This is a genomic window from Acinetobacter sp. 802_lipA, assembly GCF_058242885.1.
The window spans coordinates 2,347,324-2,365,634 of sequence record NZ_JBZAYP010000001.1; the positions used below are offsets into that span (position 1 = coordinate 2,347,324).

Sequence of the window (18,311 nt, forward strand, 5' to 3'; positions counted from 1 at the left end):
TGCAGGAAATTAAACAAGCTGAAAATAAATCTGGAACCGTACGGAATGATTAAACCGCAGGGCGGACTTGTTGGCCTTGTTGAAGTGCTTCATTCGCTTCACGTCGTTGATTTTCTAACTCAACCGCTGGTGCTGCTGGGGCAGTATTCGGTACAGCATTGAGCGGAGCTGGTACGGTATTCGGCATATTGGCAGCTGGCGGTGCTTCCGATGACGCAGCTTGTGGTGAATTTTTCCAACCATAGGTGTCGACTTTGCCTTTTTTCTTTGCTGTTTTGGGCGGAGGTGTCGTGGTGTAATGTGTCGAGCCATGGCTATCAACCCACTTATAATACGTCTTGGCAAAGCTTTGTGTACTGCCTATTGCAAGCCCCATCCCCACCAAACATGCTGCCATTTTTGCAAACTGAATACTCATCTACCATTGTCCTTTTTATATCCGGAGTCATTGGTTTCTATCGGGTTTATCGTTGTCGTTATTTTATGCCAATTTTAGAACAATAAGCATTGTTTGATGCATTTTTTCATCTGTGTTTTTGAAATATTTTGCAGGTCAAATCCTCAGTTTAATGCGTGAAATATGCGTTATGGCACAGTATGAAAATAAGAAGGTTATGCTAAAACCTGATGAACAAATGCTGAACTATAGTCAAACCGCTTAATTACCCATACACTCGTTAAAGAAACGACTAAAAAGCTTATCTATTGAGTTAACCAACCATTTTTTCCTTTTTGCTTTCACCCATGCCCACATTTTTTCAATAGGATTAAGGTCAGGACTATAAGGTGGTAACCAAAGTATTTGATGCCCATGTTGGGCTAATAGATCTTGTATATCTTGTCGTTTATGGAAGGCTGCATTGTCCATGACAATTACACTATTCGAGGGTAATTCTGGTAATAAAAACTTATCTACCCAAAAATGAAATACATCCGAATTTACTTTGCTATCAAATAAACCCACTGCAAATAATTTACCCTCATGGATTGCTCCTATTGCATTGGTTTGATTTTTTAATTGCCAATTATATGTTCCATAACAAGGAGTTCCCTGTTTTGAATAACCATGAGGTCTATGTTCATGAGATTTAAATCCACTTTCATCAAGATAGATAATCGGGTGTTGATACCTTAATCGGTTTAAATCTTTTAAATACTGTTCTCTGAGTTCTGTTTTTGCTTTCGGGTGCCGTAAGGTCTTTTTTTAACTGTGATATTTAGACGCTTGAGCGCATCACCAATTGTAGAAGTACCACAACCAAAACGAGCAGCGCGTTCATATTGATAATCATCAGGATATTGCTCAACATCTGCACGTAAGGCATCATCATCAACTTTAGATGGTTTTCTTGGTCGAGTTCTTTTTATTTCGATTCGCTTTTTCCATTCGACAATTGTATTTTTATTAATTTCGAAGTGCTGAGCAACCGCTCGGATAGATTGACCTTCTTCAAGCTTGGCTAATATTTTTTTTCTAAAATGTATTGGATAACTCATATCAGTATTGTATTGGTTTTTTGACGTGTTGACTATATATTTAAAACTGAAAAAATCTGAGATAGATGTTGGATTTAAATTTGGGTGAATATCTTATTAAACTTATTTATGGGTTTTATTATGTTTTTTTATTAATAAATTCAGTGAAATAGAAATCTATTTGTTTTTGCACTAAAAAACCAAGAAAAAGCAGCTCAGTTTTGTTTGTCCGTGATGAATAAAAAATAAACGCTCTGTAAATAAACAAAAAAAAGCTAATTTTTAAACTTGACTTTAGTCACGAAACTCCTAAAAATGCTGTCTTTAGTTTTATATGCCTTTACTCGATCACCCTTCGATAAAGTGTCATTTCATGCAATGGACACGCTTTCTAGCCGAGACCGTGAACAAAGTAAAAAAATGTGTTTATCCCAACACGTTTTAGATCTCATATTGCTCAAACAGCATACAGATCAGAATTTTTTCCTATTGCTATGAAAACTAAGAAATATGTGTGCTATAACAGTGCAGACAATCAATGAATGAAACACTGCTGGTGCCTTCCACCATTGCAGTGATAAAGATTAGGGTGAATCACGTTGGAACTTTTATCTGGTGGTGAAATGCTCGTTCGCGCATTGGCGGACGAAGGCGTTGAACATGTATTTGGATATCCAGGCGGCGCAGTTTTACATATCTACGACGCGTTCTTTCAACAAGACAAAATCAATCATTACCTCGTGCGCCATGAACAAGCTGCCGGTCATATGGCAGATGCTTATTCACGCGTAACAGGTAAGACGGGTGTGGTCCTCGTGACTTCAGGTCCGGGTGCAACCAATACTGTGACGCCAATTGCAACGGCTTATATGGACTCAATCCCAATGGTGATTTTGTCTGGTCAGGTTGCGTCACATTTAATTGGTGAAGATGCATTCCAAGAAACAGATATGGTCGGTATTTCTCGTCCGATCGTAAAACATAGTTTCCAAGTGCGCCATGCCAGCGAAATTCCTTCGATTATTAAGAAGGCATTTTATATTGCAGCCTCTGGTCGTCCAGGTCCAGTTGTGGTCGATATTCCAAAAGATGCAACCAATCCTGCTGAGAAATTTGCTTACGAATACCCAGAAAAAGTGAAGATGCGTTCGTATCAACCGCCGCATCGTGGTCACTCAGGTCAAATTCGTAAAGCGATTGAAGAGTTGATTCACGCTAAACGTCCTGTGATTTATACTGGCGGTGGCGTGGTACAAGGTAATGCTTCTGCACAGTTAACTGAATTGGCACATATTTTGGGCTTCCCAGTCACCAATACCTTGATGGGGCTTGGTGCCTTTCCTGGCAATGATCCGCAGTTTATTGGCATGTTGGGTATGCATGGTACTTATGAAGCCAATATGACCATGCACAATGCTGATGTGATTTTGTGTATCGGCGCGCGTTTCGATGACCGTGTAACCAATAACCCAGCAAAATTCTGTCCAAATGCCAAAGTGATTCATATTGATATCGACCCTGCGACGATTTCAAAAACCATCATGGCGCATATCCCGATCGTGGGTGCGGTAGAACCTGTCCTTCAAGAAATGTTGACACAGCTCAAGCAGATGAATGTGTCTAAACCAAATCCTGAAGATATCGCTGCTTGGTGGGCGCAAATCAATGAATGGCGTAAAGTTCATGGTATGCGTTATGAGTCTGGTGCAAACGGCGTAATGAAACCACAACAAGTGGTGGAAGCGTTGGATAAAATCACCAATGGTGATGCGATCATTACTTCTGACGTAGGTCAGCATCAAATGTTTGGTGCGAACTATTACAAGTATAAACGTCCACGCCAATGGATTAACTCAGGTGGCCTAGGCACCATGGGTGTTGGTTTACCCTATGCGATGGCGGCGAAATTGGCTTTCCCTGACCAACAAGTGGTGTGTATCACGGGTGAAGCATCGATTCAGATGTGTATCCAAGAGCTTTCGACCTGTAAGCAATATGGCCTAAACGTAAAAATCCTCTGCTTGAATAACCAAGCTTTAGGGATGGTGAAGCAGTGGCAAGATATGAACTATGAAGGACGTCACTCAAGTTCTTATATCGATTCATTACCTGACTTCCCTAAATTAATGGAAGCATATGGTCATGTTGGCATTCAAATTGACCATGCGGATGAGCTAGAGTCGAAGCTTGCTGAAGCAATGGCGATCAACGATAAATGCGTATTTATTAATGTGATGGTTGACCGTACAGAGCATGTTTATCCAATGCTTATTGCAGGTCAGTCAATGCAAGATATGTGGTTAGGTAAAGGGGAGCGCACGTCATGAGACACATTATCTCTGTACTTGTAGAAAACGAAGCTGGTGCGCTTTCTCGGTTGGTGGGTTTATTTTCTCAACGTGGTTATAACATTGAGACTTTAAATGTTGCACCAACCGAAGATCCGACCTTATCTCGTTTGACATTAACGACTTATGGCGATGACCATAAAATTGAACAAATCACCAAACAGCTCAACAAATTGGTTGAAGTGGTGAAAGTGGTTGACCTGTCTGAAGGTGCCCACATTGAGCGTGAGTTAATGTTGATTAAAGTCAAATCACTTGGCTCAGCACGTGCTGAAATTAAACGTACTGCGGACATTTTCCGTGCGCAAATTGTTGATGTTACCCCAACGACCTACACCATTCAAATCGCGGGTACGACTGAAAAAATTGATGGTTTTATTGATGCGTTAGCAGAAAACACCATCCTAGAAGTTGTACGCTCAGGTGTTTCAGGCATCGCGCGTGGCGAAAAAGTTTTAACCATTTAATTCATTAACACGATTCAACCTCCTTTTGAGAAAGAGGAGGATTTCATCAAACAATAAACCCCTTGATGGAATTACAGAATACCAAGCATTTTAGCGGAGACAGCAATGCAAATTTTTTACGATAAAGACTGCGACTTATCTATCATCCAATCTAAGAAAGTAGCGATCATTGGTTACGGTTCACAAGGTCACGCACACGCGCTTAACCTTAAAGATTCTGGTGTAGACGTAACTGTAGGTCTACGCGCTGGTTCTACTTCTTGGAAAAAAGCTGAAAATTCAGGTCTTAAAGTTGCTGAAGTTCCTGCTGCAGTTGCTCAAGCTGACGTAGTCATGATCTTGACTCCAGATGAGTTCCAATCACAACTTTATCGTGACGTGATTGAGCCAAACATCAAAGAAGGTGCAACGTTAGCATTTGCTCACGGTTTCTCTGTTCTTTATAACCAAGTGGTTCCACGTGCTGATCTTGACGTAATCATGGTTGCACCAAAAGCCCCAGGTCATACAGTACGTTCTGAATACCAGCGTGGTTCGGGTGTTCCTGATTTAATCGCGATTCATCAAGATGCGTCTGGTAATGCACGTAACCTAGCACTTTCTTATGCTTCTGGTGTAGGTGGTGGTCGTACAGGTATTATCGAGACTTCATTCCGTGAAGAAACTGAAACTGACTTATTTGGTGAGCAAGCAGTTCTTTGTGGTGGTGCAGTAGAACTTGTGAAAATGGGCTTCGAAACTTTGGTAGAAGCAGGATATGCACCTGAAATGGCTTACTTCGAATGCTTACACGAACTTAAGCTAATCGTTGATTTGATGTTTGAAGGCGGTATCGCGGACATGAACTACTCAGTGTCTAACAACGCTGAATATGGCGAATATGTAACTGGCGTTGAAGTAATCAATGAACAGTCTCGTGAAGCGATGCGCAATGCACTTAAACGTATCCAATCTGGTGAATACGCGAAGATGTTCATTAACGAAGGTGCGTTGAACTACCCATCAATGACTGCTCGTCGTCGTCAAAACGCAGCGCATGGCATTGAAGTAACAGGTGGTAAGTTGCGTGCGATGATGCCTTGGATTCAAGCAAACAAGATCGTAGATAAAGAGAAGAACTAAGGTTCTGTACCTTATAAAAAAAGGAAAGCATTGCTTTCCTTTTTTTATTCCTTATATTCAGAACGTAGACAAAGATAAGAACAATGATTTTATATAACTATGTCAGTGTTGGAGCTGGTTTGAAAAATTTAGAAACTGGTGCTTTAGGCTTCATTCATTTAGATAGAGGATTATAATGATCTATTTGAGCTAATCGCATTGGGCTATATGCAAAGTGTATGTCGTATCTTTCACGATATAGATTTCCATTGAAAGCAATGGGTCGGCCTCTGTTTCGTGCTTAATTTGAAAAATTTATTAAGAAATAGATATTGGGTTGATTAAAAATGAATAGGGTGATCTATTTGAAATAAAGGGTTGTAAAGTTAGTTTCATCATTCAATCATCAAACTGTCAAAAAGTTTAACTAAACTTGGAGGAAAATAAGAAAAGTTTGGAATAGCATGATCGGTTCAATGACAACAAAATTATTCAAACAGCACAACTTCCCAGAACCTCAGCGGTTTTATCTCAAGCAACAACATCAGCATAATATTCAGCAAGAACTCTCTATCCTTCAAGAAACACTCAAGCCCAAGTTAAAAATAACCATCGTGACAGAAACATGGTCACCAGAAATCAATGGTGTTGCGAACTCTTTATTACAACTGTGTAAAGGTTTGCAGAAACTGGGGCATCGTATTCAGCTCATCCGCCCAATACAAAAAACCATATGTACCGACTTTCAGGCAGAACAGGAGTGTTTGGTCTGGGCAAAGAGCATTCCTAAATATGCCAACATGCAATTTGGTATGCCACAGTATGTGAAAGTCAGCAAAGCGATTGAACGCTTCGCGCCAGATGTGGTCCATATTGTGACGGAAGGTCCTCTAGGGCTGACCGCACTGTATGCTGCTCAAGCGCATCAGATTCCAGTATCAAGTGGATTTCATTCAACTTTTCATGACTTTAGTCGCTTCTTTGATTTGGCTTTACTGGTTAAACCGATTGAAAGTTATCTTCGCTGGTTTCATAACCATACGGTACTCACCTGTGTGCCGAGTCAAACGACGTTAAATCAACTCCAGGCCTTTGGTGTGACTTGTCCTTTGGTTGAGGTTGGACGAGGAGTCGATACAACTCGCTTCCATCCAGAGTATCGCTCAGAACAATTGCGTCAGCGTTGGCAAGCAGATGCCAATACTTCTGTGTTGCTATATGTGGGACGTTTATCTCCGGAAAAAGAAGTAGATGTGCTCATTCAAAGTTACTTGAATATCAAGAAGCAGCAATCACGCAAGTTGAAAATGGTGATTGTGGGAGATGGGCCAGATCGCAAGCGCTTAACTGAGATGGCAAATGGCTCAGATGTTATTTTTACGGGAAGCTTAACAGGGCAGTCACTCGCTCAAGTCTACGCCAGTGCAGATGCTTTTGTTTTTGCTAGTCAAATAGAGACTTTTGGTAATGTGGTACTCGAAGCCATGGCTAGTTGCTTACCTGTGGTGGCCTATAACTATGCCAGTCCGCAGCGTTATATCAAGCAAGGTATAACAGGGTGGTTGAGTCCTTTTGGACAAGTGGCACACTTTATGCAAACTATTATTCAGTTGCCAGAGCAAAAGGTGCTTAGATGTATGGGAACTCAAGCGCGTCAAGACATTGAAAGTGTGGGCTGGCAATATCCTGTAAAACAGTTTGAGCAAGCCTTATATCACGCGGCAAATATTAAGGCAGCACCTTAACCAATAGCTGTTTTAAAAGTGTCAGTGATAAAGATGAGTTGGGTAATTTCGATGGATTTTAACTTAAATCATCAAACTGTCAAAAATACCCTTTAATATGAGCTTAACGAGAAGCGATTTTGATGAATTAAATCGTCATATAACAATGATTTTCCAGCTGAACTTTCAACATTGTTGTTAAGGAGAAGTGGTATGAATCTTAAAACTGCAAAAATAAGAATATTAGATTTAGATTTAAAAGGCTGTGTTTATCTCAATCATTTTTCCCATTCGCATACTGTAGCCAATTTTTTTAAGCGGATCAGTCGATTGGGAGATGGCATCTTTTGGTATACGATGTTGGCTTTAACTTGGTTGTTGCAAGGATTGGTCTACAGTTTACAAATCGTGTATTTGGTTCTTGGTTCATTGTGCGGGACCTTAATTTATAAAGTCCTAAAAATCAAAACTATTCGTCCAAGACCCTATCAAGTACATCAGGTGATTCGAATGGGTGAGCGACCGCTTGACCATTTTAGTTTTCCTTCAGGTCATACTTTACATGCGGTGATGGTCAGTACGTTATTGGGCTTTGTACAGCCAATTTTATTGGTGCTCATGTTGCCTTTTACTATTTTGGTTGCCGCGTCACGCATGATTTTAGGGCTGCATTATCCAAGTGATGTGTTGGTGGGAGCGGCTATAGGTGCGGTGGTAGCTGTTACTTTAATTTGTAGTGCACCATTTTTAAATATCGCGTTGTAAAAAAAGCCCAGTTTTATCTCAAACAAACTAGCGCTTAAATTTCAGAGTTTGCTACAGTACAGCATCTTCTACATTGTGATGAGACTCCACCATGGGCTTACGTTGGTCAGACACTATTGATATTGCTATTGAGTTGTATGAAGCTCATCCAGATGTCGATCCGCAGTGGATTCGCTTTACAGACTTACATGCTTGGGTGTGTGCCTTACCAGACTTTAGTGATGATCCGACCAAGTCGACTGAAGGTTTGCTTGAAGCAATTCAAATGGCATGGATTGACGAAGCACGATAATCCTTGCATCGAAAAAAGCAACTTTTTACAGAGTAAAAGCAGAAAATTGTGCATTATGTCGGTATAATGCGCCAAAATTTTCATGTCTACATTGACTTAAGGAGCCAATCATGGCTATTGAACGTACTTTATCTATCGTAAAACCAGATGCAGTTGCTAAAAACCACATCGGTGACATTTTTGCTCGTTTTGAAAAAGCTGGTCTTCAAATCGTTGCAACTAAAATGAAACACTTGACTCAAACTGAAGCTGAAGGTTTCTACGCAGAGCACAAAGAACGTGGTTTCTTTGCTGACCTAGTTGCGTTCATGACTTCTGGTCCAGTTGTTGTTTCAGTTCTTGAAGGCGAAAACGCAGTTCTTGCTCACCGCGAAATCCTTGGCGCAACTAACCCTAAAGAAGCTGCTCCAGGTACTATCCGCGCTGACTTCGCTGTAAGCATCGACGAAAATGCTGCTCACGGTTCTGACTCTGTAGCATCTGCTGATCGTGAAGTTAACTACTTCTTCGCTCAAACTGAGATTGCTCCACGTACTCGTTAATTCGAAGTATTCAAACCAGATAAGTGTTATTATACTTATCTGGTTTTTTTATTCCCTGAATAAATTTCTGCTCGTTTATTGAGCTTCTCCTTTCATCGTTAGACATGGTTTAGGTAATACACATGAGTACTGAAGTGGTCGCTGTCTCTACAGTTTCGGCTGAACAGCAACAATCTCCATCCGCTCCTGCACAGCAAAATTCTGTTGCGAAAGTGAACTTACTTGGCATGTCACGTCCGCAGCTTGAAAAATTCTTCGAAGATATGGGAGAAAAAAAGTTTCGCGCAGGACAGGTGATGAAATGGATTCACCAGTTTTTTGTGACTGATTTTGCAGAGATGACCAATATCTCAGGCAAGTTACGTGAAAAACTTGAAAAACTTTGTGAAATTAAAGCGCCAGAAGTGGTGCATAAAAATTATTCTAAAGATGGTACGCGTAAGTGGGTGTTTCGTGTTGGTGAGGGCGAAGGTTCTTTGGTTGAAACCGTATTGATTCCTGCTGAACATCGCAGTGGTTTGCGCCGTACTTTATGTATTTCATCTCAAGTAGGCTGTGCACTGGATTGTTCATTTTGTTCAACCGGTAAACAAGGCTTTCAGCGTGACTTAAACCCAGATGAAATTATTGGTCAGCTATGGGTTGCAAACTATTCTTATATGGAAGATGTGCCTGTGGCTGAGCGTGAGCGCTCGGTGACCAACGTCGTAATGATGGGGATGGGCGAGCCATTACTGAACTATGATGCCGTTTTGAGCTCAATGCGTATTATGCTAGATGATTTTGCTTATGGCATGTCTAAGCGCCGTGTGACCTTATCGACTTCAGGTGTGGTGCCGAAAATTGATCAATTGGCACAAGATATTGATGTTGCATTGGCAATCTCCCTACACGCGCCAAATGACGAACTACGGAATGAATTGGTTCCAATCAATAAAAAATATCCATTGGCACAGCTGATTGCAGCATGTCAGCGTTATATCGCTAAAGACGGTAATGAAAGTGCACGTAAGCATGTCACGATTGAATATGTGATGTTGGATGGGGTGAATGATCATCCTGAGCATGCGCAGCAGATGATTAAACTGTTGAAGAACTTACCAAGTAAAATTAATTTAATTCCGTTTAATCCATTTCCACATGCGCCTTATGGTCGTTCAAGTCGCAACCGCATTATTTCTTTCCAAAAAACTTTGTCTGATGCTGGATTTGTGTGTACGATTCGTCAAACGCGTGGTGATGATATTGATGCTGCCTGCGGACAATTGGTTGGACAAGTGGCTGATCGAACACGTCGTGCTGAGCAGTGGAAAAAGAAAGTAGCAGAGAAAAACGAGATTCTACGTTCACAAGGATAATATAAAGGGATGCCAATTGAAAAAACCCGTTTCTAAACTTTACCTTGCGCTGACACTGGGTGTGTCAGTGTGGTACTTGGTGGGTTGCCAAACCGTGAATACGAAAGGTGATCCAAGTAAAGCAGTACAAGTTAGAACGCAATTGGCGGCTGAATATATTAAGTCGAATGATTACGATGCTGCGAAACGCACATTGGATCAGGCATTAGACATCGACTCTCGTGATGCATCTGCAAATATGATGATGGGCGTATTGTTACAGCGTGAAGGCAGTCCGCAAAATGTGGAAAAGGCAGAGCGTTATTTTAAGCATGCAATTGCGGCTGAGCCAAAAAATGCACAGGCTCGTAACAACTACGGTACGTATTTATATCAAATTGGGCGTTATAATGACGCGATTGATCAACTTCAAGTTGCAGGTTCAACTTTAGGGTATGATCAACGTTATCGAGCATTGGAAAATTTAGGTCGTGCGTATATACAAGTAGGTCGAGTGGCGGAAGCAGAAGCTGCTTTTAAACAAGCCCTACAGGTAAACTCAGGTGCCTATCTTGCCATGATCGAAATGGCGGAAATTTCATATTTACGTCAGCAAAATGCTGAAGCTACGCAGTACTATGAACAGTTTGTGCGAGCGGTTGGCGAGAAAAACTTAGATGCACGTGCGCTTTGGATTGGGATCCGAATTGCGCGAGCAAATCATGACACGATGGGTTCGCAAGTACTGGTCAACCAGCTACGTGCATTGTATCCAGACAGTCAAGAATACAAACGTTATTTGCAATTACAGTACACTACTGAGGCCGTATGGAAGTAAATCCTAATTCACCACAATCGAATGGTTCTAGCAATGCTTTAGGAAATATCCAACGTCCGGGTGATTATCTTCGTCAAATTCGTATTACACAAAAACGTGAATTAAGCGATGTTGCCAAAGAGTTGAATATTCCACTCAAGACTTTAACTGCGCTTGAGCAGGACGAATATACGGTGCTTCCAGAAGCGACCTTCATTAAGGGTTACTATCGTACTTATGCGAAGTTCCTAAAAGTGGATGCTACTACGATTATTCAGCGTTTTGATGACATCTATGCCAATGATACGGGGCTCTTGCCAAATCACGCATTGAATAATTCACCGATTAAAATCATGGGTAAATTACCCGGTTCTAACCGTGACCGTAACCGTAAATGGTTAAAACGTGGACTGATTGCGATTGTTGTAATTGCGATTTTAGCAGCGTTGTTCGGCATGATTCAGAATTGGTCAGGCAGTACAGATGAGACTGCGACTCCGCAGACAGAATCTGATGTACAAATCATCAATATGAATGGGGCTGCTGCAACCACAGGGGATCAGTTGAAACTTGAGTTCAATCGTCCTACGTCTGTACATATTGTCGATTCAACTGGGAAAGTACTGGCAACAGGACGTCAAGCCTCTACACTTGAGCTTGCTGGCGAGACACCTTTTCAGATTCGTATCGATGATGCTGCTGCTGTGTCACTCAGCTTAAATAATGAAAGTATTTCATTGTCACCATATACCGTCGGTGGAAAAGCAGATTTCCGCTTGTCACGTTAATGGGATCAAGGAAAAGCAATGATTGTAAATCCAATTAAACGCAAGCCTACTCGTAAGATTCGTGTAGGTTCAGTCTATGTCGGTGGCGATGCACCCATCAGCATTCAAAGTATGACCAATACTGAAACTTGTGATGTGGAAGCAACGCTAGCGCAAATTCAGCGCTGTGCAGATGTAGGTGCGGACATCATGCGTGTTTCTGTACCGACGATGGAAGCAGCAGAGGCTTTTGGTGAAATTCGTAAGCGTTCATCGGTGCCGTTGGTTGCAGATATTCATTTTGATTACAAGATTGCACTGCGTGTTGCGGACTTGGGTGCGGACTGTTTACGGATTAACCCCGGGAACATTGGCTCTGAAGCAAAAATTCGTGAAGTGGTGGCCGCAGCGCGCCATAACGATATTTCTATGCGTATTGGAGTGAATGCAGGTTCACTGGAAAAAGATATTCAAAAGAAATATGGTGAGCCAACAGGTCAGGCTTTGCTTGAGTCGGCGATGCGCCATATTGATATTCTAGATCGTTTAGATTTTCACGAATTCAAAGTTTCAGTGAAAGCATCCAATGTGTTTTTAACCATGGATGCTTATCGCCTACTTTCACAGCAAATTGATAATCCGTTACACCTGGGTGTGACGGAAGCTGGAATTTACCGTACGGGTTCAGTGAAGTCTGCGATTGCATTGGGCGGTTTGTTGTTGGATGGCATTGGTGACACCATGCGTATTTCCTTGGCAGCGGAACCTGAAGAAGAGATTAAGATTGGTTTTGATATTTTAAAATCACTCAGTCTTCGCTCAAATGGCATTAACTTCATTGCTTGTCCAAGCTGTTCACGTCAAGAGTTTAACGTGATTTCAGTGATGCAAGCCTTAGAAGAGCGTTTAGAAGATATTCGTACCCCAATGGATGTGTCGGTGATTGGGTGTAAAGTGAATGGTCCGGGTGAAGCCAAAGAAGCCGATATTGGTGTAGTTGGTGCAAGTCCACGCTCACTGGTGTATCGTAATGGTGAAAAGAGCCATTTAATTGACACAAATCAGTTGGTTGACGAAATCGAAACGATGGTTCGTCAGCGTGTTTCAGAGCTTGAAGAAGCTAAATCTAAAGAGATCATCCGTAGTTCATCATGAGTTCAATTGTCGCAATCAAAGGTTTTAATGACATTCTTCCTACACAAACACCAGCGTGGAGACGTCTTGAACAGCATCTCGCATCATTGATGGATGCGTATGGCTACCAGCAAATTCGTTTGCCTATTGTTGAACAAACCAATTTGTTCAAACGTTCAATTGGTGATGCAACGGATATCGTTGAAAAAGAAATGTACACCTTCTTGGACAAAGGTAATCCGCCTGAGTCTTTGACTTTACGTCCTGAAGGGACAGCAGGCTGTGTACGTGCCATGCTGGAGCATAACTTGCTTCGCGGTGCAACGCCTCGTGTCTGGTATATCGGGCCGATGTTCCGTTATGAAAAGCCGCAAAAGGGTCGTTACCGTCAGTTCCACCAATTTGGCGTGGAAACCTTTGGTGTGGCAACCCCAGATATGGATGCTGAGCTGATTTTGATGACGGCACGTCTGTGGAAACGCATGGGTGTAGCAGATAAAGTTCAACTTGAGTTGAATACTCTCGGTGAGTCTGATGAGCGTGCAGCTTACCGTGCGGCATTGGTGGAGTTCTTAGAATCACATAAAAATGATTTGGATGAAGATTCACAGCGTCGTTTAACCACCAACCCACTACGTATCCTTGACTCTAAAGATGCAAAAACCCAAGCCATTTTAGAAAATGCGCCGAAGTTGCATGACTTTATGGAGGAAGAGACGCTACAGCACTTTGCAACCTTGCAGCAGTATTTAACCGATGCAGGTGTGAGCTTCGTGATTAATCAAAAACTGGTGCGTGGCTTAGATTATTACAACAAAACAGTTTTTGAATGGACCACCACGCATTTGGGTTCACAAGGCACAGTCTGTGCGGGCGGTCGTTACGATGGCTTAGTGGGTCAGCTTAAAGGCAAGGCAGATCAGTCTGTACCTGCAGTTGGTTTTGCGATGGGCATGGAACGTCTATTGTTATTGCTTGAACAAGTCGAAGACGCCACACCAGTGCGTGACTGCGAAATGTTTTTGTTGGCAGATCCTGTTTCTCAAGGCAAAGCTTTGGTACTTGCAGAACAGATTCGTAACCAGTTAGATGCTGCATCAAGCACGCTTCGTTTGAAAGTTGGTTCACATGGTTCAATGAAGTCGCAAATGAAAAAAGCGGATCAGTCTGGTGCATTGTTTGCCCTCATTTTGGGTGAGCGTGAGGTAGAAGCTGCGCAGTTTGCCGTAAAAGAGTTGGCAACAGCTGAACAAACTTTGGTTGCGGTGGATGACATCGTGCCATTTATGATTGAAAAATTTTCTTCAAAATAAGCCAAAATATAAGGAAAGGGTAGTCACATGAGCGCATTAAGTGATGATGAGCAACTTGATAGTTTAAAGTCTTTCACTAAGAAATATGGTTCAGCCATTATTAGTGGGATTTTAATTGCGCTGATTGCCTTTTTTGGATGGCAATACTGGCAGAAGAAAACTTTGGCCGAGAACCAAATGAACACGGCTAAAGTTCAGCAATTGATGGATGAAGCACGTGCAACGCAAGGTGATGCATTTACAGCCTTGTCTGCAACTGCGGACAAAATTGTGAAAGAAGCACCAGATTCGGCGCAAGCCATTCAAACGCAATTGTTAATGGCAAAATTGGCCTATGACAAAGCGGATTATGCCAGTGCTGAAAAAGCGTTGAAGAAAGTTGAAAACTCGAAAGTGGATGACGACGGCTTAGTGCAAATTGTGAAATTGCGTTTAGCGTATGCACAATTGGCGCAAAAGAAGTTTGATGATGCGATTAAAAACCTCGCATTGGTAAAAGATCCTGCTTTTAAAGCGACAGCCGATGAAGCTTTGGGCGATGTCTATGTGGCTAAAAATGACATCGAAAATGCGAAAAAAGCCTACCAAAGTGCATGGGATCAGTTGGTTGAACGTAAACAAGAACGCCAAATTTTACAAATTAAACTCGAAAGTGTTGGTATTTTAGTTGATGATCCTGAAATCGAACGTCCACTTATAGAAACAGCAGCGGAAGAAACTGAATGAATAGAAAATACAAAATTTCGTGCGCATTAACAGTATTAACTTTAGCACTTGCGGGTTGTGCAAGTAGCGGAAAAGTAGAAGAAGTTAAGCCGAATCCACTTCCAAAACTGACGCAGGCGAAAACTCTGACTCCTGTATTTTCTCAAAGTGTGTCTTCAACTTCGACTGCTGATCCTTTACGTTTACGCTTAGATGCAGACAACGGTGTAGTTTTTGCACTTGACCCTAAAGGTCTAGTGACGGCATATCAAGGTAAACAAAAACTATGGCAGAAAGAAGTATCTAAAGCAGGCTTGAGTTCAGGTGTTGAGGCTGCCGATGGTCATGTCATTGTAGGTAACGCCAAAGGTCAGTTGTTTGCTTTAGATCAAGCAACTGGTGAGCAAAAATGGACAGCACAATTAACGGGTGCACTTCTTGCGCCATCGTTGATTCAAGCTGGTCGTGTTATTTCTGTAAGTAATGATGGCACTGTTTTTGCGCATGATTTGGTAACAGGTCAGCAAGTGTGGACCTATAACTTACCGAATGTACAACTTAGCTTACGTGGTAATGCAGCGCCTGTTCCTGTCGATGCGCGTACAGTGCTGATTTCTTCAGCTAATGCCTATGTTTATGCTTTAGATGTGCTCACAGGTGTGCCACGTATGCAGCGCCGTGTGGCTGTGTCGGATGGTCGTTCCGATATTCAACGTTTGAATGATGTTGATGGTGATCCTGTAGTAGCAGGCCAGTACTTGATTACGACCAGCTATCAAGGTCAAGTGACCATGACAGATTTGGCTTCACAGCAGGTGGTGTGGAGTGAAGACTCAAGCAGTACGCAGCGCCCTGAAGTGGTGGGTAATGGTGTATTTGTGGCGCAAACTGACGGCAAGTTAGTGGCTTATGAAATTAGCACGGGTCAAAAGCTTTGGGAAAATGACAGCCTGCTGAACCGCCAATTGAGTAATCCTGTGATGTTGGGCCAAGACTTGATTGTCGGTGATCTAGATGGCGTATTGCACATGCTGAACCCTGCGACAGGTGAATTGATCGGTCGTGCGAAGACGTCTGGTGAAGTACGTACTTTACGTGTGATTGATGATCAACTCTATGTTGCAACACGAAAGGGTGCATTAAGCATTTGGCAGAATCGTTAATTCTGTTCGACTTATGTTAAACTAGTCGAAATTCGTATTTTTTAAAATTCCTCGGGGTGTTTGCTTAGTCAAAACCCCGAGTTTTTATTCAGGTTTTTCACCTAATTTTTCTTCCAGTTTCTGATGTTCAGACCAGTCTCACTGGCTGATCTTGAATAAAGGTTAATCTATGAAACCCGTAATTGCGCTCATTGGTCGTCCGAACGTCGGAAAATCAACGCTATTTAACCAGATCACCAAAAGCCGAGACGCGCTTGTTGCTGACTTTGCCGGTCTGACTCGTGACCGTAAATATGGTGATGCTGTATTTCAAAATAAGTCTTTCATTGTGGTTGATACTGGTGGTATTGGCGAAAATGAAGGCGGTATCGACTCTTACATGGCAGAACAGTCTAAAACTGCCATCAATGAAGCCGATATTATTGTATTTGTCGTCGATGCACGCGCAGGCCTACTCGCATCGGATGAGCAAATTGCGCGTGAGCTGCGTACACTCGGTAAGAAAGTTTACCTTGTGGCGAACAAAGTTGATGGTGTACATGCCGAAGCTGCACTTGTTGAATTCTACAAGTTGGGTATGGGCGAACCCATGCAAGTGGCTGCGAGCCATGGTCGCGGTGTACAGCAAATGCTTGAAGATGTGCTTTCAAGTGTGCCTGAAGATGAAGATGCAGATGAGCACGACAAGAACACAGGCTTACGTTTAGCGATTATTGGTCGTCCAAACGTCGGTAAATCGACGCTAGTGAACCGTTTGTTGGGTGAAGAGCGTGTAGTTGCATTTGACCAACCGGGGACAACCCGCGACTCGATCTATATCCCGTATGAACGTGATGGCCGTCATTACACCTTAATCGATACTGCAGGTGTGCGTCGTAAAGGTAAAGTCGATGAAATGATTGAGAAGTTCTCAATTGTGAAAACGCTACAGGCCATTAAAGATGCCCATGTCATTGTGGTTGTTCTTGATGCACGTGAAGGTGTGGTTGAGCAAGATCTACATTTGATTGGTTACGCGCTTGAAGCGGGCCGTGCGATGGTGATCGCGATTAACAAATGGGACAATATGTCTGAGTATGATCGCAAACAATGTAAGTTGGATGTTGATCGTCGCTTTGACTTTATTCCTTGGGCGAAAGTGCATTTGATTTCTGCATTGCATGGTACGGGTGTGGGGGATCTATATCCATCGATTCACCGTGCTTATGATTCGTCACATTTGAAAGTTTCACCTGCAAAAATCACACAAATTTTAAGTGATGCTACGGATGCGCACCAACCGCCAATGGTCGGTGGTCGCCGTATTAAAATGCGTTATGCCCATATGGGTGGACAAAATCCACCTACGATTGTGGTGCATGGTAACAAAGTTGATAAAACGCCTGCGGATTATCGTCGTTATTTAGAAAACGTATTCCGTAAAGTGTACAAACTTGAAGGTACGCCAGTACGTATTGAGTTTAAAACCTCTGAAAACCCATTTGAAGGACGTAAATCACAGGTGGATGAACGTACAGCAGCGCGTAAGCGTCGTTATGTTCAGAAATTTAAGAAAGCTGAGAAGAAATTCAAACGCTAATCAGGCATTAAGGTTTTGATGCTGAAAAGCCCAAAGTGATCTTTGGGCTTTTTTATTTTATGATGAATGAAACTATGATAGGAAGGCAAAGTGGCAAGGACAATACGTGTTGAGCTGAAAAAGATTGAGGACATTGTGCTGGTGGATCACAACCTGTCACGTGTTGAGCAAATTGCACAGCGAAAACAAGCCATTTATCAATATCGCAATCAATGCTTATCCGAACAACGGCATATGATTGTGGATGATCACTCCATTGCGTTGAGTGAGACAGGTAAACCTTATTTGCTTGATCAGCCTTCCTTTCATTTTAATCATAGTCACAGCCAAGATTACTATGCTTTAGCTACCACTGAGTGGATGCAAGATTTAGGCGTGGACGTGGAAGAATTAAGCCGAAAAGTACGCTTTGAGGCTTTGGCTAAACATGCTTTTCACGTAGAGGAACTTCGCGTGTGGCACGAGTTTGATCAGGACAAAGCATACTGGTTTAAGGTCTGGACCACCAAAGAAGCGGTGCTTAAAGCCTCGGGTTTAGGCATTCGTTTAAACTTAAATGAACTGAACACTCAAGCACATCCAACGCATAATGGCGGCATGTGTAGTCATCCGCTGATTGGGAGTTTTGCCTATCAAAATTTTGAGTTGGGAGATGTGATGTTGACCGTGGCTTGGCGGGCAGAACAGTCCTGCCGTGGCTATGCGTTGCCTCAGATTGAGCTGGTACAACACCTTCTCACCGACATAAAAAAGCCTCTCGATTGAGAGGCTTTCTTTTTCA

Annotated in this window: 18 protein-coding genes and 1 pseudogene; 16 read left to right on the forward strand and 3 right to left on the reverse strand. The window is 42.4% G+C overall.

All coding sequences use genetic code 11. The annotated features are described in order from the left end of the window. Positions 1 to 49 precede the first annotated feature (49 nt). The 3 genes and pseudogenes from AC4CU3_RS11630 to AC4CU3_RS11640 all read right to left on the reverse strand — a co-directional run bounded on the left by AC4CU3_RS11630 (position 50) and on the right by AC4CU3_RS11640 (position 1,497). Positions 50 to 418 (reverse strand): DUF4124 domain-containing protein, encoded by a 369-nt coding sequence (locus AC4CU3_RS11630; protein ID WP_159151791.1) that lies wholly within the window; start codon positions 416 to 418, stop codon positions 50 to 52. A gap of 240 nt (positions 419 to 658) precedes the next feature. Continuing rightward, positions 659 to 1,132 (reverse strand): annotated as a pseudogene (locus tag AC4CU3_RS11635) (IS630 family transposase); the annotation flags it as partial. A gap of 17 nt (positions 1,133 to 1,149) precedes the next feature. After that, positions 1,150 to 1,497, reverse strand: coding sequence for an IS630 transposase-related protein (locus AC4CU3_RS11640; protein ID WP_005156618.1), 348 nt, complete (start codon positions 1,495 to 1,497; stop codon positions 1,150 to 1,152). A gap of 578 nt (positions 1,498 to 2,075) precedes the next feature. Here AC4CU3_RS11640 and AC4CU3_RS11645 point away from each other — a divergent pair. The 16 genes from AC4CU3_RS11645 (at position 2,076) to AC4CU3_RS11720 (ending at position 18,295) form a co-directional block, all read left to right on the forward strand. Next, entirely contained in the window at positions 2,076 to 3,803 is a 1,728-nt protein-coding gene (locus AC4CU3_RS11645) for an acetolactate synthase 3 large subunit (protein ID WP_035327125.1), read from the forward strand. Further along, entirely contained in the window at positions 3,800 to 4,291 is a 492-nt protein-coding gene (gene ilvN, locus AC4CU3_RS11650; protein WP_004697653.1) for an acetolactate synthase small subunit, read from the forward strand. Before AC4CU3_RS11645 ends, ilvN begins: the two co-directional genes overlap by 4 nt. Before the next feature lie 105 nt (positions 4,292 to 4,396). Continuing rightward, a complete protein-coding gene (gene ilvC / locus AC4CU3_RS11655; RefSeq protein WP_004983494.1) occupies positions 4,397 to 5,413 on the forward strand; it encodes a ketol-acid reductoisomerase in 1,017 nt (338 codons plus the stop codon). A gap of 443 nt (positions 5,414 to 5,856) precedes the next feature. Then, the gene (locus tag AC4CU3_RS11660) at positions 5,857 to 7,137 is read left to right on the forward strand and encodes a glycosyltransferase family 4 protein (RefSeq protein WP_178928283.1); all 1,281 of its coding nucleotides are present in this window, start codon (positions 5,857 to 5,859) and stop codon (positions 7,135 to 7,137) included. A 192-nt stretch (positions 7,138 to 7,329) separates the two neighbouring features. Beyond that, positions 7,330 to 7,881, forward strand: a complete 552-nt coding sequence (locus AC4CU3_RS11665; RefSeq protein ID WP_178928282.1) for a phosphatase PAP2 family protein — start codon at positions 7,330 to 7,332, stop codon at positions 7,879 to 7,881. Positions 7,882 to 7,972: 91 nt separating this feature from the next. After that, positions 7,973 to 8,173, forward strand: coding sequence for a Fe-S cluster assembly protein IscX (gene iscX, locus AC4CU3_RS11670; protein ID WP_004697668.1), 201 nt, complete (start codon positions 7,973 to 7,975; stop codon positions 8,171 to 8,173). A 110-nt stretch (positions 8,174 to 8,283) separates the two neighbouring features. Then, positions 8,284 to 8,715 carry a nucleoside-diphosphate kinase gene (gene ndk, locus AC4CU3_RS11675; RefSeq protein WP_004983508.1) on the forward strand — a complete coding sequence of 144 codons (432 nt, stop codon included), beginning with the start codon at positions 8,284 to 8,286 and terminating at the stop codon, positions 8,713 to 8,715. Between the two features lie 122 nt (positions 8,716 to 8,837). Continuing rightward, positions 8,838 to 10,073, forward strand: a complete 1,236-nt coding sequence (gene rlmN, locus AC4CU3_RS11680) for a dual-specificity RNA methyltransferase RlmN (RefSeq protein ID WP_004697671.1) — start codon at positions 8,838 to 8,840, stop codon at positions 10,071 to 10,073. Positions 10,074 to 10,089: 16 nt separating this feature from the next. Then, entirely contained in the window at positions 10,090 to 10,890 is an 801-nt protein-coding gene (gene pilW, locus AC4CU3_RS11685; protein WP_062031315.1) for a type IV pilus biogenesis/stability protein PilW, read from the forward strand. Further along, complete coding sequence (locus AC4CU3_RS11690; RefSeq protein WP_062031311.1) at positions 10,881 to 11,657, forward strand: helix-turn-helix domain-containing protein; 777 nt, start codon at positions 10,881 to 10,883, stop codon at positions 11,655 to 11,657. The genes pilW and AC4CU3_RS11690 overlap by 10 nt, the downstream gene beginning before the upstream one ends. Positions 11,658 to 11,675: 18 nt before the next feature. Further along, entirely contained in the window at positions 11,676 to 12,791 is a 1,116-nt protein-coding gene (gene ispG / locus AC4CU3_RS11695; RefSeq protein ID WP_004697677.1) for a flavodoxin-dependent (E)-4-hydroxy-3-methylbut-2-enyl-diphosphate synthase, read from the forward strand. Next, the gene (hisS, locus tag AC4CU3_RS11700; RefSeq protein ID WP_178928280.1) at positions 12,788 to 14,083 is read left to right on the forward strand and encodes a histidine--tRNA ligase; all 1,296 of its coding nucleotides are present in this window, start codon (positions 12,788 to 12,790) and stop codon (positions 14,081 to 14,083) included. Before ispG ends, hisS begins: the two co-directional genes overlap by 4 nt. Before the next feature lie 27 nt (positions 14,084 to 14,110). Continuing rightward, a complete protein-coding gene (locus AC4CU3_RS11705) occupies positions 14,111 to 14,809 on the forward strand; it encodes a YfgM family protein (RefSeq protein ID WP_178928279.1) in 699 nt (232 codons plus the stop codon). Further along, positions 14,806 to 15,951 carry an outer membrane protein assembly factor BamB gene (gene bamB, locus AC4CU3_RS11710; RefSeq protein ID WP_058951638.1) on the forward strand — a complete coding sequence of 382 codons (1,146 nt, stop codon included), beginning with the start codon at positions 14,806 to 14,808 and terminating at the stop codon, positions 15,949 to 15,951. Before AC4CU3_RS11705 ends, bamB begins: the two co-directional genes overlap by 4 nt. A gap of 169 nt (positions 15,952 to 16,120) precedes the next feature. Beyond that, on the forward strand, positions 16,121 to 17,530 hold the full coding sequence (gene der, locus AC4CU3_RS11715; protein WP_010327527.1) for a ribosome biogenesis GTPase Der: 1,410 nt from the start codon (positions 16,121 to 16,123) through the stop codon (positions 17,528 to 17,530). Between the two features lie 90 nt (positions 17,531 to 17,620). Further along, on the forward strand, positions 17,621 to 18,295 hold the full coding sequence (locus AC4CU3_RS11720) for a 4'-phosphopantetheinyl transferase family protein (protein ID WP_178928278.1): 675 nt from the start codon (positions 17,621 to 17,623) through the stop codon (positions 18,293 to 18,295). Positions 18,296 to 18,311 lie beyond the last annotated feature (16 nt).